Raw genomic sequence first — 13744 nt, 5'->3', positions numbered from 1 at the left:
CGGCGCTCAGGGCCAGGTTTCTTCCGTAGCCGTTCTGCCGGGCGAAAATGGCCACCCCCATCACACAAATATTTTCACACCGCCTCGATGCTGACCCAGTAGCGGGTCAGGAAGCGCACCCTGACGGGCAGCGAAGCGCTCAGGTTGTGCAGCACCGTATCGGTCTCGTTCAGCGGAAACGCGCCGGTGAGGCGCAGGTCCGCGACCCGCGCGTCGCAGCGGACGATGCCGGGGCGGTAGCGGCGCAGTTCGCGGGCGAAATCGGCCAGGCGCCAGTCGATCACGCTGAGCATGCCCTGGGTCCAGGCATCGGCGCCGGGCGCGGTGGGGGTGACCGGGGCAAGGCCGTGGCGATCGAAACGCACGCTTTGCCCGGCTTCCAGGCGCAATGCCGATTGCGTGCCTGCCCGGGCGCGGATCTCCACCGCGTGCTGCTGCACGCTGACCTGGCTGCAGCCATCGACGCTGTACACGCAGAAGCGCGTGCCGAGGGCGCGCACCACGCCTTCACGGGTCTGCACCAGGAAGGGCCTGCTGCGAGGATCGCCGGCGGTCTGCACGCTGATCTCACCCTGATGCAGATACAGCAGGCGCTGTGTGTCGTCGTAGCGAAGGTCCAGGGCGCTGTCGGTGTTGACCTGCAACTGGCTGCCATCGGCGAGGGTGATACGGCGCAACTCGCCTTTGCCGGTGCGCACGTCGGCGAGCAGGGACTGGGCCGTGTCGCTGTCGCGCAGGCCCCAGGCACTGGCGCCGGTGGCCAGCAGCAGGGCGAGGGTCTTGAGCACGGCCCGGCGCCGTGCGCGGACCCCGGCCAGGGTCGGCAGGGCGACCTCCACCGGCAACTGACCGATCCGCGTCTGCACCTTCTCCACCCGGGCCCAGGCACGGGCATGCGCGGGGTTCTGCTCCAGCCACTGCTGCCAGGCACCGAGGAGGCGCGCGTTCGGGGCGCCGGCGTTGAGGCGGACATACCACTGGGCGGCGGCTTCGAGAACCTGCAGGTCTAGCGGCTGGGCCATGTCAGTCGTCCGTCAGCAGCAGGCAATGGGTCATGGCGCGGGCCAGGTGCTTCTTCACCGTGTTCAGCGATACGCCCAGACGCTGCGCCGTGGCGGCGTAGGTCAGGCCTTCGAGCTGGACGCAGAGGAAGATGCCGCGGGTCCGCTCACCGAGGCCGTCGAGCAGGGTGTCCACCGCCACCAGGGTTTCCAGGATCAGCAGGCGGGTTTCCGGGGAGTCGAAGGTCTGTTCCGGGCGCAGCGCCAGTTCGGCGAGATAGGCCTGCTCCACGGCGCGCCGACGAAAGCGGTCGACCATCAGCGCGTGAGCGATGGAGCCCAGGTAGCTGCGCGGTTCGCGGATGCTCTGGACATTGCGGGCGTTGAGCACCCGGATGAAGGTGTCCTGGGCCAGGTCGGCGGCATCGGCGGCATTGCCCAGGCGGGCGCGCAGCCAGCTCTTCAGCCAGCCATTGTGTTCGCTGTACAGGACATGCAGGGCAGCGTGTTCGGAGGTGGACATGGGCAGGGCGAGAGGTAATTGATAATGAGTCGCAATATTGTGGCCTATTTGTCGATTGTGCAAGCGCGCGCGCTTGACCCCGTCGGGCGTCGGACCAAGACTGCTGCACTGTCATCTGCAATGGTTCGAACAAGGAGAGGTCATGAGCAAAGCCATCTACGTGCAACCCGGCGGCGGTTACGCCAACGTCGTCGTCGGCCACAGCGAAGCAGCGGCTCCGGCGCCCGGGGAGATCACCGTGCGTCTGCACGCCAACTCCCTCAACTATCACGACTTCGCCGTGGTCAGCGGCATGTGGGGCCCGAGCGCGCCGCGCATCCCCATGGCCGACGGTGCCGGCGAGGTGATCGCGGTGGGCGAGGGCGTCAGCGAGTTCGCCGTGGGCGACGCGGTGGTCAGCACCTTCTTCCCCGACTGGCTGGACGGCCAGCCGCTGGTGGAAGGTTTCGCCACGGTGCCGGGCGACGGCATCGACGGTTACGCCCGCGAAGTGGTGACCGCCCGCGCCACCTCCTTCACCCGTGCCCCGAAGGGCTACAGCCACGCCGAAGCGTCGACCCTGACCACCGCCGGCCTGACCGCCTGGCGCGCGCTGATGGCCGACGACTCGCTCAAACCCGGTGATTCGGTGCTGGTGCAGGGGACCGGCGGGGTGTCGATCTTCGCCCTGCAGTTCGCCAAGGCGGCGGGCGCCACGGTGATCGCCACCTCCTCCAGCGACGAGAAGCTGGAGCGGCTGAAAAGCCTCGGTGCCGACGCGGTGATCAACTATCGCAGCACGCCGAACTGGGGCGAGAAGGTACGCGCCCTGACCGACAATCGCGGCGTGGATCATGTGATCGAAGTGGGCGGGCCGGAGACCCTGGAGCAGTCCATGACCGCGGTGCGGATCGGCGGGCATGTTTCCCTGATCGGCATCCTCAGCGGTGTCGCCGGGCAGTTGCCGCTGGTGCAGGCGCTGGTGCGGCAGATCCGCCTGCAGGGTGTGCTGGTGGGCAGCCGCGCGCAGCAGCAGGCGATGATTCGCGCCATCGATGCCAACGGCCTGCGTCCGGTGGTGGACAAGGTGTTCGCGCTGGAGCAGATCGTCGAGGCGTTCCAGTATCAGGAAAGCAACCGGCATTTCGGCAAGATCTGCCTGACGTTCTGACGCCGCGGGCCTGCGGTGCAGGCCATAGCGAAAAAGCCAGCGCCCACTGTTGTGGGCGCTGGCTTTTTCAGGACGTCGAACTACCGCGAAAGGACCGCGAGGCGGCCCCGTATCGCGTGATCAGAAGGCGTAGGTCGCCGACAGGATCGCCGAGCGGGCATCGCCGTACTCGATCGCCGACGAGCGTGCCGCCGTACCGTTCTGCTGACGCACGCGCTCGACATAGTCCTTGTCGAACAGGTTGTTGACGTTCAGCTGCAGGTCCAGGTTCTCGTTGACCTTGTAGGCGACCATGGCGTTGTGTACCCAGTAGTCGTCCAGCTTGGCGGTGGTGCTGGAGCTGACGTTGCGCTCGCTGACGTAGCGCGCGCCGTAACCCAGGGTCCAGCCGGCCGGCAACTCGTAGGTGGTCCACAGGTTGAGCGAGCGTGGCGGGGTGTTGCCCAGGGCCTGGCCTTCACGGGCGATACCGGCGGCGGTGTTGGCGGCCTTGAGGGTCTCGCTGTCGAGGAAGGTGTAGTTGGCGAACACGTCCCACTGCTCGGTGATGTGGCCGGTCACGCCGACTTCAACACCTTGCACGCGCTGCTTGCCGGCCAGTTGCGTCGAGCCGTCGGCCATGGTTTCCCGGGCGTTGTCCTTGGTCACGCGGAAGATCGCCGCGTCCAGTTCCAGGCGCTTGTCCAGCAGCTCCCACTTGGTACCCAGTTCCCAGGTCTCGTTCTTCTCCGGTTGCAGGTCTTCGGTCGCCGCGCTCAGGCCGCCACCGCTGGATGCCAGGCTTTCCGCGGACGGGTTGAAGGAGTTGCCCCAGGCCAGGTAGATGCGCCCGTTCTCCGCCGGCTTGTAGACCAGACCGGCACGGCCGCTGACTTTGTCGTCGCTGGACTCGAAGGTCGAGGTGCGCACATGGGCGGCCGAGTAGCCATCGGCTTCGCCTTCGAAGCGGTCGTAGCGCAGGCCGAGGTTGAGGTCCCACTGCTCATGCAGGGCGATGGTGTCGAAGACGTACAGCGCGCGGTTGGTCAGCTCGGTCTCGGTGTAGCCGCTGACGGTTTTCGGCGCGGCACCGTTCCAGTGGCCGGGCGGGTTGCTCAGGTCATAGCCGGTGCGCGGGTACAGCGAAGTGCCGAGGCCGTGGTTGTAGGTCTTGAGGTCGAGCGTCTCGCGGGAGATTTCCGCGCCCGCCACCACGTCGTGACGCATGCCCAGCACGTCGAAATTGCCGATCAGGTTGGTCTGGTTGATCCACATTTCGGTGGTCGCGTCGCGACCGTAGGCCTGCGGACCGGCTGGCAGGTAGCGACCGGCCGGAACCCCGACGGTGTTGACGTGGGACGCCGACACCACGGTATCGCGGGCCACCTGGCTGTAGCGGGTGATGTTCTGGATGCGCAGGTTGTCGTTGAAGTCGTGTTCCAGGTTGGCGGTGAACGAGCTTTGCTCGATCTCTTCCTTGTCCAGGTTCTTCCAGCCGAAGTAGCTTTCGCGGTCGACGCCGGCCAGTTTCTTGCCGTCCAGTGCCGGGACGCCGTAGTCCGGCAGGTTGTCGTCCTTCTGATGGAAGGCGCTCAGGGTCAGGCGCGTGTCTTCGCTCAGGCCCAGGCGCAGGGTCGGGGCGATGCCCCAGCGCTCGCGGTCGATCTCGTCGCGACCGGCCACGTCGTTCTGATGGCCCATCAGGTTGATGCGGAACGCACTGTCGTGGCCCACACCTTCCAGCGGCTGGTTGCTGTCCAGGGTCATGCGGTAGTAGCTGTCGGTGCCGACGCTGCCGCCCAGGCGGGTGAAGGCCTGGTCCCTGGCCTGCTTGCTGATCACGTTGATGCTGCCGCCGGTGGTGCCGGCGCCGCCGAACACCGAGTTCGGGCCCTTGATGACCTCGACCTGCTCGATGTTGAAGGTGTCGCTGCGGGTGGTCTGGGCGCTGTCGCGCAGACCGTCGATCTGGATGTTGCTGTTGGCCGAAAAGCCGCGGATGTTGATGCTGTCGCCAGAGCCGCCACCGCCTTCACCGGCGTTGAAAGTGATCCCGGAAACGTTCGACAGCACCTGGCGCAGGCTCAGTGCCTGCTGCTCCTCGATCACCTTGGGCGGGACCACGGTGATGGTCTGTGGCACGTCGACCAGCGGCTTGGTGTATTTCGCCGAGGCCGATTGTTCGGTGCGCGAGCCCTGGTCCTGCGCGGCCTGGACCTTGAGGCTGTCCAGTTCGACAGGCTTGGCCTGGTCGGCAAGCGCGCCGGTGGCGGAAGAGGCGACGGCCAGGCCGATGGCCGAGGCCAGCAGGCGACGAGGAGGCAAGGCGGAGGTGCTGTTTTTGTTCATGAGAATCGTTCCCTTTTAAAAACTGGGCGCGATTAAATTACGAATTTTTCACAATTACAAATAATTTACATTGCTACATGATAATTATTCTTGGATCCAAAAATCGTCGAACGCCCACGGAACATGCCGGCTTCTGGTAACTGGCCGTTCACAGCGGGGCGGGGATCCAGCAGCCGGCCAGCGCGCCCGCCAACACCACCAGCCAGGATGGCGCGCGCAGCACCTGCAGGGCGAGGAACGCCACCAGCGCCAGCGCGGCGTCAGTCGGACCGAGGATGGCGCTGCCCCACAGCGGGTCGCAGAGTGCCGCGAGCAGCAGGCCGACCACCGCCGCGTTGACGCCCATGAGCGCCGAACGGATGGCTGCCTGCTGGCGCACCCGCGCCCAGAATGGCAGGGCGCCGGCAATCAGCAGGAACGAGGGCGCGAACACCGCCACCAGGCACAATGCGGCGCCGCCCCAGCCGGACGCGCCGATCTGCATCGAGGCGCCGAGAAAGGCCGCGAAGGTGAACAGTGGCCCCGGTACTGCCTGGGCCACACCGTAGCCGGCGAGAAAGGTATCCCGGTCGATCCAGCCGGGCTGCACCACTTCCGCCTGCAGGAGTGGCAGCACCACATGACCGCCGCCGAACACCAGCGAACCGGCGCGGTAGAACGCATCGAACTGGGCCAGGAGCGGGTTGTCCAGGGCGCTGTCGAGCAAAGGCAAACCGAGCAGCAGCATGGCGAACAGGCCGAGCCAGACGGCGCCATGGCGCTGCGACAGGGCTACCGGCAGAGACTGGCCGGCGCTGCCTGGGGGCGCACGCAAGGCCAGCGCGCCGACCAGGCCGGCGAGCAGCATCAGCAGCGGTGCGCTCCAGGCCGTCGGCAGCAGCAGGGTCAGTGCGGCGCAGAGCAGCATCAGCACGGCGCGCGGCAGGTCTGGGCACAGCATGCGGCTCATGCCCCATACCGCCTGGGCCACCACGGCGACGGCGACGATCTTCAGGCCGTGCAGCAGACCGGCTGGCAACGTCTGTGGGTAGTTGGCAATGCCCAGGGCGCAGAGTGTCAGGAACACCGCGGAGGGCAGGGTGAACCCGGTCCAGGCGGCCAGGGCGCCGCGATAGCCGCCCCGCGACAGGCCGATGGCCATGCCGACCTGGCTACTGGCCGGCCCGGGCAGGAACTGGCAGAGCGCGACCAGATCCGCGTAGGCGTTTTCGTCGATCCAGCGCCGACGGCTGACGAACTCACGGTGGAAATAGCCCAGATGGGCAACCGGACCGCCGAACGAGGTAAGGCCCAGGCGCAGGAACACCAGGAAAATCTCCAACGGTCGGGACATCGTGCGGCTCCACGGGCGAAAACGGCCATTTGAGCATTACGCGATGACATTGCCCACCTTGTCGGGGTATGGGGATCTACACATCTTCGAAGGTTTGGCGGGGAACCGCATCAGGGCTGCCAGGTGCTTGTCTTGAGCCCTGCAGCGCCTTCCAGACCGAGCGCCGCCCGCGCGGCGCATCGCGAGCTCGCTCGCTCCTACATTTTTTGCAACGTGCCTATGCCTGACAGGCCATGGTTGACCGCCTTGTGTGTACGACGTGGTATCGCGTCGACCCAACAGCTTCCCCGCGATAAATTGCCAAGCGCCAAAGGCTGGCAACGCCGCTCTCACAGGCCATGGCACGTTGCAAAAAATGTAGGAGCGAGCGAGCTCGCGATGCGCCGCGCGGGCGGCGCTCGATCTGGAGGGCGCTGCAAGACTCAAGACAGGCACCAAGCGGCCTTTATGCGGTTTCCCGCCAGGCCCTCAACTTTGTGTAGATATCCATGCTCATCAAGGCGGGATGAGCGCGCCTGGCACGCGCGGTATCGCTCAGGCGAACAGGCGTTCCGCGAGCAGCACCACGGCGATGGCGATCATCGCCAGGCCGGACACGCGGCTGACATTTTTCGCCGCGCTCGGCCGGGTCTGCAGCACGCTGCGGGCGCTGTAGCCGACCAGCAGGTAGATGATCGCGCAGCTCACCGCATGCAGCAGGCCGAGGGCGATGATCTGCGTCGCTACCGGCCAGTTCGACAGCGGATCGGTGAACTGCGGGAGCAGGGCGAGGAACAGCAGGAAGACCTTGGGATTCAGCCCGCTGACACAGAACCCGCGGATCGCCCAGCTCGCCCAGGATTCCGCCTTCTGCTCGCTGGCCGCGGGGGCCGAAGGCTTGCACAGCAGGTTGATGCCCATCCACAGCAGGTACAGCGCGCCGACCACGGTCATCGCCGCCAGTGCCGCGGGATTGCTGGCCAGCAGTGCGCCGGCGCCGGCGGCGACGATCAGCGTCGCCAGCAGGTGCCCGGAGAGCAGCCCCGCCACCGCCGGCACGACCCAGCGCCCGCGAATGCCCGCGGAAATGACGTAGGCCCAATCCACCCCGGGGGTGATCACGAACAGAAACGACACCGCCCAGAACGCGGCCAGCACACTGACAGTCACTTGGAAACTCCCGATAGTTCGCTGAGGACTGTTCAGAAGAGTACGCAAGCGTCGTGGGAATTATCTTTCGTATATCCTGTGGTTTCGCTAACCAGGTGGAAGATTCTTGCGTATGGATCGCATCGACAGAAAGATTCTTGCCGAGCTGCAACGGGATGGCCGGCAGTCGTTGACCGAACTGGCCGAGCGCGTCGGCCTCAGTCTCTCGCCGTGTCACCGTCGGGTGCGGGCGATGGAGGAGTCCGGGGTGATCCTGGGCTATCGCGCCTACCTGTCGCCCACCGAACTGGGGCTGAGTTTTGCCGCGATCGTTTTCGTCACCCTGCGTGAAGGTCACCAGCAAGCCGTGCAGGCCTTCGAGGCCGCGCTCCCGGAAATCCCGCAGATCCTCGAAGCGCAGCGGCTGTTCGGTGACCCGGACTACATGCTGCGCATCGTCACCCGCGACCTGTCGGCGTTCCAGCAACTGTACGACGAGCATCTGGCGCGCTTGCCGAACGTGCAGCGCCTGAGCTCGACGCTGGTGATGAAGCAGGTGATCCAGGGCAGGGCGCTGCCGCTTTGACAGGAAAAGTCGGCGGATAAAAGGCGATCTGTCTGGCCGATCCAGGAAAAGTGGTCCAAGCGTGATCTCGAGCGGCAACTCAAGACTGCGCTGTTCGAGCGCAGTGTGTTGTCATCGGCAAAAGTGACACCAGTGGTGACACAAACTCACCCAGGTGTTCTGGAGGTCTGAATACCGCGGGCGATCATTGAGCGTGCCGGCTGGCCGCCTTACAGGAACACCAACATGAAAGACACAACCTACCAACTGCTCGAAGTCGCCAACGGCAAGCCGGTGAAGGCCTGGATCGAGGGCGTGCCGGTGGAAGCGGAGGCGCGCCAGCAATTGCTCAATACCGCGCGCCTGCCGTTCATCTTCCGGCACCTGGCGGTGATGCCGGATGTGCACCTGGGCAAGGGCTCGACCATCGGTAGCGTGATCCCCACACAGGGCGCGATCATCCCCGCGGCGGTGGGGGTGGACATCGGCTGCGGGATGATCGCCGCCTGTACGTCGCTGGTCGCCGCCGACCTGCCGGACAACCTGTTCGGCCTGCGCTGCGCCATCGAGCAGGCGGTGCCCCACGGCAAGACCTTCGGCCGCCGCGACCAGGGCGCCTGGGAGCAGGTGCCGGCGCACGCCGAGCAGGTCTGGGCAGGCCTGGCCGGGCGCTTCAGGGCGCTCACCGACAAGTACCCGAAGCTGGAAAAGACCAACAACCGCGCGCACCTGGGCACCCTCGGCGGCGGCAATCACTTCATCGAGGTCTGCCTGGATGAAGCCGACCGCGTGTGGTTCATGCTGCACAGCGGTTCGCGCGGGGTGGGCAACGCCATCGGCAATCTGTTCATCGAACTGGCCCAGGCCGATATGCGCCAGCACCTCGCCAATCTGCCGGATCGCAGCCTGGCCTATTTCGAGGAAGGCAGCCGGCATTACGCCGACTATGTCGAGGCGGTGGGCTGGGCCCAGGACTTCGCCCGGCAGAACCGCGAGCTGATGATGCGCGCGGTGATCGCGGCGACGCGCACGGTGATCCGCAAGCCGTTCGAGGCCAATCTCGAAGCGGTGAACTGCCATCACAACTACGTGCAGAAGGAGCGGCATTTCGGCGAGGACATTCTGGTCACCCGCAAGGGCGCGGTGTCGGCGCAGAAGGGCCAGCTCGGCATCATCCCCGGGTCCATGGGCGCGAAGAGCTTCATCGTGCGCGGCCTGGGCAACGAGGAGGCGTTCTGCTCCTGCAGCCACGGCGCGGGCCGCACGATGAGCCGGACCCAGGCGAAGAAGCAGTTCAGCGTGGCGGACCAGGTTCGCGCCACCGCCCATGTCGAGTGTCGCAAGGACAAGGAGGTGATCGACGAGATCCCCATGGCCTACAAGGACATCGACGCGGTCATGCATGCCCAGCGCGAGCTGGTGGAGGTGGTGCATACGTTGCGGCAGGTGGTCTGTGTGAAGGGCTGAGGCCCGCTCACGCCATCAGCATCTGCAAGCCCCACAACGCGCCCATCCCCACCGCCAGGGTCAGAACGGTATTGCGCGTTTTCCAGGCCACCCCGGCGGCGATGATCGCGGCGGGAATCTGCGGGTTGCCGATGACGAAATCGCCATGCCCTTGCGGGTACACGACGGCCGGCAGCACCAGTGCCGCCAGCACGCTGGCCGGTACATACGCCAGGGCGCGGGTCACCAGTGGTGGCACCCGCAGGTTGCCGTAGAGCTCGATGAAGGACAGGCGCAAGGCGAAGGTGCCCAGGCCGATCAGCAGGAACAGCCCCCACAAGGCCAGATCGCTCATGAGCGTTCTCCTTCGCTCTGGAATGCCGTTTCCGACGATCGTTTGCGCAGGCTCTCCGCGGTAACGCCGGCGATCACGCCGCCGAGCGACGCCGTCACCAGGCCGAGGTTGTACGGCAGGTCCACCGCCAGCGCGGCGATGCTGCCGCCGACGATGGCCGCGGCCAGGCTCGGCAGGTTGCGGATGCCGGGCACCAGCAGGGCGAGGAACGACAGCGGAATGGCAAAGCCCAGCGACCAGCTTTGCGGAATGCTCGCGCCGAGGTACACGCCGGCCACCACCGACAGGTTCCACGCCAGCCACATGGCCAGCGCCGTGCCGGCGTAGTAGTGGTGACCGAAGCGGCCCAGCTCGCCGGCGGAAAACTTCAGGGTGCATAGCGCGTAGGACTGGTCGGAAAGCATGTAGGACAGCGGCCAGGTCCAGCGGCGTGGCAACGTGTGCAGGTGCGGCGCCAGGGAGGCGCTGTACATGATGAAACGCAGGTTGATGATCAGCGCCGTGACCACGATCGCCACCGGCACCACGCCGCTGTGGATGAGCTGCAGCGCGACCATCTGCGCCGAACCGGAGTAGAAGATCAGGGTCATGCCGATGGCCATGGCCGGGCTCATGCCCATCTTGATCGCCATGACCCCGGTGACCAGCCCGAACGGAATTACGCCGGGCGTCAGTGGCATCAGCGCGCGGACTCCCTGGATGAACGCGTCCCGTCCCGTGTGAAAAGGCATGTCGCCTCCTGCTCGTCGTATTGTTCTGACAGACCGCATGACAGGCGCGTCGGTCTTTGTCGTGCGATACAGTGTATGGCTCGCTCAGAACCCGCTGAATCGACTTTTTTTTCGCGAAACCAGGCAGTTTTTGTTATGGCTAGAAATGCCCCGCCGGACCACTCGCTGATCGCCATGCCCTCGTTCAAGGCCATGCGCTCCTTCGTCGCGGCGGCCAAGTACCGCAATTTCACCCGCGCCGCCGAGGCGCTGTGCGTGACCCAGGCGGCGATCAGCCGGCAGATTCGCGACCTGGAGCTGTATCTCGGTACCGAGCTGTTCACCCGCACGGGCCGCGAGGTCAGCCTCACCGCCGCGGGCGCCACGCTGTTCGATGCCGCGCAGCTGTCCTTGCTGAACATCTCCCAGGCCACCGAGCGGATTCGGCGAGAGAAGAGCGACAAGCGCAGCCTGACCCTGTGCTGCTCGCCGGCCTTTTCCGGGTTGTGGCTGACGCGCCGGATGAAGGACTTCTTCGGCGCCCATCCCGATATCGATGTGAACGTGATCACCACCCAGCATTTCCTGGCGATGGAGCCGGGCAGCGAGCCGGATATCTACATCACCAAGATCTTCGACCTGCGCCCCGGCTATCAGCGCGTCCCGCTGTTTCACGAGGTGGTGTATCCGGTGTGTTCGCCGCGCTATCTGCAGGCGCACCCCGAGGCGCGAACCCTGGAGGGCGTGCGCAATGGCGTGCTGCTGGACCTCAACCCCTACGGCCGCTCGCAGTTGTCCGAACAGGTCGACTGGGACGTCTGGTTTGCCATGCAGTCCCATGGCTCGCAGATTCCTCCGGGCGAGCCCGCGCAGCGTTTCAGCAGCAACGACTTCGTCCTCCTGATGCAGATGGCGCTGGACGATCAGGGGCTGGCGCTGGGCTGGGAACACCTGGTCGGCGATCTGCTGCGCGAAGGGCGACTGGTGCGTCCGCTCAGCGAAGAACTGGTGTTCGCGGACACGGTGCATTACCTGATCTTCAAGGAAGAAAAAGCCGACGATCCGGCTTTTCTGCGTCTGAAGGAGTGGTTGATCGCCCAGTTCAGCTAGTCGCTACGGACAGAACACGCACCCCACGGACAGATCGCGCTGCGATTTTTCCGTGATGGCGTTTTGTAATATTCGCTCACACAAGCCTGACGATAGTAGCCGCCTCATCCCGCTCAAAGAGGCTTGTGCCGTGCTGCTCCGTGTTCTGTTTTCCCTGTCTGCCCTCAGCCTGTCCATGGCCGCCCACGCCGCCGAGACCTACACCCTCGACACCCCGCGGCTGGCCGGCATCGACAACTTCCGCGACATTGCCGGAACCACCACCGCCTACACCACCGCCAATGACGGGACGATGCGCGCCGGGGTGTTCTACCGCTCCAACGCCCTGACCCCGAAAGGCCGCGACCTGGCGCTGCTCAACAGCCTGGGCATCAGCAATGTCTACGACCTGCGCACGCCGAGCGAGATCGCGGCGACCCCGGATACCCTGCCGAGCGGCGCCCGATACCAGAACATCGACATCATCGGCAGCACCACCTCCGGCGCCAACGTCACCACCATTTCCTTCACCAGCGCGGCCCAGGCCGTGGCCATGATGGAAGAGACCAACCGGGCCTTCGTCAGCGACGCCGGCATGCGCGGCCAGTTCGCCGTGCTCTTCAACGAACTGGCGGCCGCCGATGGTGCCGCGCTGTTCCACTGCACCGCCGGCAAGGACCGCACCGGCTGGACCGCCGCCGTGCTGCTGAGCATCGCCGGCGTCGACAACGCCACCATCATGCAGAACTACCTGGCCACCAACGACTACACCGCCGCCCGCGTCGCCGCGACCCTGGCGGCGATGCCGGCGCGCATGGCGGCGATCTACGCGCCGCTGCTCGGCGTGCAGGCCAGCTACCTGCAGGCCGGTCTCGACGAGGTCATCGCGGCATACGGCAGCATGGACAACTACCTCAAGACCGGCCTGGGCCTGTCCCAGGAAACCCTCTACGTGCTGCGCGGCAAGATGGTCTTCTACAACAGCCTGCCGGGCATGGCTGGCCTGCAGGGCAACTCGGCGGCCGGGGCGCGCTTGCTGTCGGACCTGCAGAACAGCAGCCTGTCCGGCGACTACAGCGCGTACAACTACTACCTGCAATCGGCCATCGACGCCGGCACCCTGGGCGGCGTCGAGGCCACCGTCGGCGGCCAGGTGCACGCCGATGCCGCCAGCTACCTGCTGCGCCAGGGCGCCCTGCTGGACAAGGCTGCCGCGCCATTCGCCAGTGGTACCGAGCTGAAGATCGGCCAGTACCGCCTGTGGACAACCGCCCTGGCCGGTTACCAGGGTACCGACGGCTCGTCCCGCGCGGCGAGCAGCAGCGAGCACACCCAGGGCATGATGGTCGGCCTGACCCAGCGTTTCTCCGAGCAGCTCAGTGCCCACGCCGGCTTCGGCTACAGCCGCGGCAGCGTCGGTGCGGCCAGTGGGGATGTGGACACCGACCTGACGTTCGTCAAGGTCGGTGGCCGTTTCGCCCTCGACAGTCTGGAGCGTGGCCTGTTCGTCGAAGCCGCTGTGAGTGGTGGGCGCGTCGACTACGACAGCAAGCGTGATCTGGGCGGCGGTCTCGGCACGGCCAAGGGCGACACCGACGGCACACTGACTGGTGCCAGTCTCGTCCTGGGTTATCGCCTGCCGATGTCCGGCGTGACCCTGGAGCCAGGCCTGGGCGTGCGCGTCAGCCATATCGACCTCGACGGCTTCCAGGAAAAGGGCAGCGAGCTGGCGCTGGAAGTGGACAGCCTGAAGGAAACCCGACGCAGTGCCGTGGCCAACCTCAAGGCGTCCTTCGCGCCGCAGGGCCTGGGAGGTGGCTGGCAACTGACCCCGGTTATCGAAGTGGGCTACGAGCATGCACTGGGCGATCACAACGTCGACAGCCAGGGCCATCTGCTGGGCCTGGATGTTACCCAGCGTGCCGCTTTCGACAGCCGTGACCAGTTCAGCGGCGCGTTCAGCCTGAATGCCGGGCTGGGTGATTTCACCGTGGGTGCCGAAGTGGGTGTGATCGCCGGTGGTGACAGCCATGGGGCCAGCGGCAACCTGAAGGCCAGTTACCAGTTCTGATGCCGGTGCGGGCGGCCTGTCGCATCGCGTGCGGCGGGCCGTCCG

12 protein-coding genes and 1 pseudogene are annotated in these 13744 nt (G+C 66.0%); 6 read left to right on the top strand and 7 right to left on the bottom strand.

Annotated elements, in window-relative coordinates:
- Positions 1-74: 74 nt before the first annotated feature.
- Together CHB99_RS11095 and CHB99_RS11090 are read right to left on the bottom strand one after the other, a co-directional pair.
- Entirely contained in the window at positions 75-1022 is a 948-nt protein-coding gene (locus CHB99_RS11095; protein ID WP_042123832.1) for a FecR domain-containing protein, read from the bottom strand.
- 1 nt (position 1023) lies between these two features.
- Positions 1024-1524 carry a sigma-70 family RNA polymerase sigma factor gene (locus tag CHB99_RS11090; protein WP_042123834.1) on the bottom strand — a complete coding sequence of 167 codons (501 nt, stop codon included), beginning with the start codon at positions 1522-1524 and terminating at the stop codon, positions 1024-1026.
- A 142-nt stretch (positions 1525-1666) separates the two neighbouring features.
- Between CHB99_RS11090 and CHB99_RS11085 the strand changes: the two genes are divergently transcribed.
- Positions 1667-2674 carry a zinc-dependent alcohol dehydrogenase family protein gene (locus CHB99_RS11085; RefSeq protein ID WP_042123837.1) on the top strand — a complete coding sequence of 336 codons (1008 nt, stop codon included), beginning with the start codon at positions 1667-1669 and terminating at the stop codon, positions 2672-2674.
- Positions 2675-2794: 120 nt separating this feature from the next.
- Here CHB99_RS11085 and CHB99_RS11080 read toward each other — a convergent pair whose 3' ends face one another.
- The 3 genes from CHB99_RS11080 to CHB99_RS11070 form a co-directional block, all read right to left on the bottom strand.
- On the bottom strand, positions 2795-5002 hold the full coding sequence (locus CHB99_RS11080; RefSeq protein WP_042123838.1) for a TonB-dependent receptor: 2208 nt from the start codon (positions 5000-5002) through the stop codon (positions 2795-2797).
- 148 nt (positions 5003-5150) lie between these two features.
- The gene (gene chrA / locus CHB99_RS11075) at positions 5151-6335 is read right to left on the bottom strand and encodes a chromate efflux transporter (protein ID WP_042123840.1); all 1185 of its coding nucleotides are present in this window, start codon (positions 6333-6335) and stop codon (positions 5151-5153) included.
- A gap of 534 nt (positions 6336-6869) precedes the next feature.
- Positions 6870-7484 carry a LysE family translocator gene (locus CHB99_RS11070; protein WP_042130601.1) on the bottom strand — a complete coding sequence of 205 codons (615 nt, stop codon included), beginning with the start codon at positions 7482-7484 and terminating at the stop codon, positions 6870-6872.
- A gap of 112 nt (positions 7485-7596) precedes the next feature.
- Here CHB99_RS11070 and CHB99_RS11065 point away from each other — a divergent pair, with 112 nt between their 5' ends.
- The 3 genes and pseudogenes from CHB99_RS11065 (at position 7597) to CHB99_RS11060 (ending at position 9495) form a co-directional block, all read left to right on the top strand.
- Positions 7597-8049 (top strand): Lrp/AsnC family transcriptional regulator, encoded by a 453-nt coding sequence (locus CHB99_RS11065; protein ID WP_042130604.1) that lies wholly within the window; start codon positions 7597-7599, stop codon positions 8047-8049.
- A 39-nt stretch (positions 8050-8088) separates the two neighbouring features.
- Positions 8089-8217: pseudogene (locus tag CHB99_RS30080) on the top strand (PDDEXK nuclease domain-containing protein); the annotation flags it as partial.
- 57 nt (positions 8218-8274) lie between these two features.
- Entirely contained in the window at positions 8275-9495 is a 1221-nt protein-coding gene (locus CHB99_RS11060) for an RtcB family protein (RefSeq protein ID WP_042130606.1), read from the top strand.
- 7 nt (positions 9496-9502) lie between these two features.
- On the opposite strand, the gene CHB99_RS11055 is transcribed toward CHB99_RS11060, so the two are convergent.
- The gene (locus tag CHB99_RS11055) at positions 9503-9829 is read right to left on the bottom strand and encodes an AzlD domain-containing protein (RefSeq protein WP_042130609.1); all 327 of its coding nucleotides are present in this window, start codon (positions 9827-9829) and stop codon (positions 9503-9505) included.
- A complete protein-coding gene (locus tag CHB99_RS11050) occupies positions 9826-10560 on the bottom strand; it encodes an AzlC family ABC transporter permease (RefSeq protein WP_042130611.1) in 735 nt (244 codons plus the stop codon). Before CHB99_RS11050 ends, CHB99_RS11055 begins: the two co-directional genes overlap by 4 nt.
- 135 nt (positions 10561-10695) lie before the next feature.
- Here CHB99_RS11050 and CHB99_RS11045 point away from each other — a divergent pair, with 135 nt between their 5' ends.
- Positions 10696-11649: a LysR substrate-binding domain-containing protein gene (locus CHB99_RS11045; protein WP_042130612.1), complete on the top strand. Its 954-nt coding sequence runs from the start codon at positions 10696-10698 to the stop codon at positions 11647-11649.
- Between the two features lie 175 nt (positions 11650-11824).
- On the top strand, positions 11825-13699 hold the full coding sequence (locus CHB99_RS11040) for a tyrosine-protein phosphatase (RefSeq protein WP_042130617.1): 1875 nt from the start codon (positions 11825-11827) through the stop codon (positions 13697-13699).
- The last annotated feature ends 45 nt before the right edge of the window (positions 13700-13744 follow it).

It is taken from the genome of Pseudomonas japonica (assembly GCF_900188455.1).
GTDB classification, from domain to species: domain Bacteria; phylum Pseudomonadota; class Gammaproteobacteria; order Pseudomonadales; family Pseudomonadaceae; genus Aquipseudomonas; species Aquipseudomonas japonica.
Note: the sequence above shows the minus strand (reverse complement) of the source record. Positions and strands in the feature narration are given on the sequence as shown.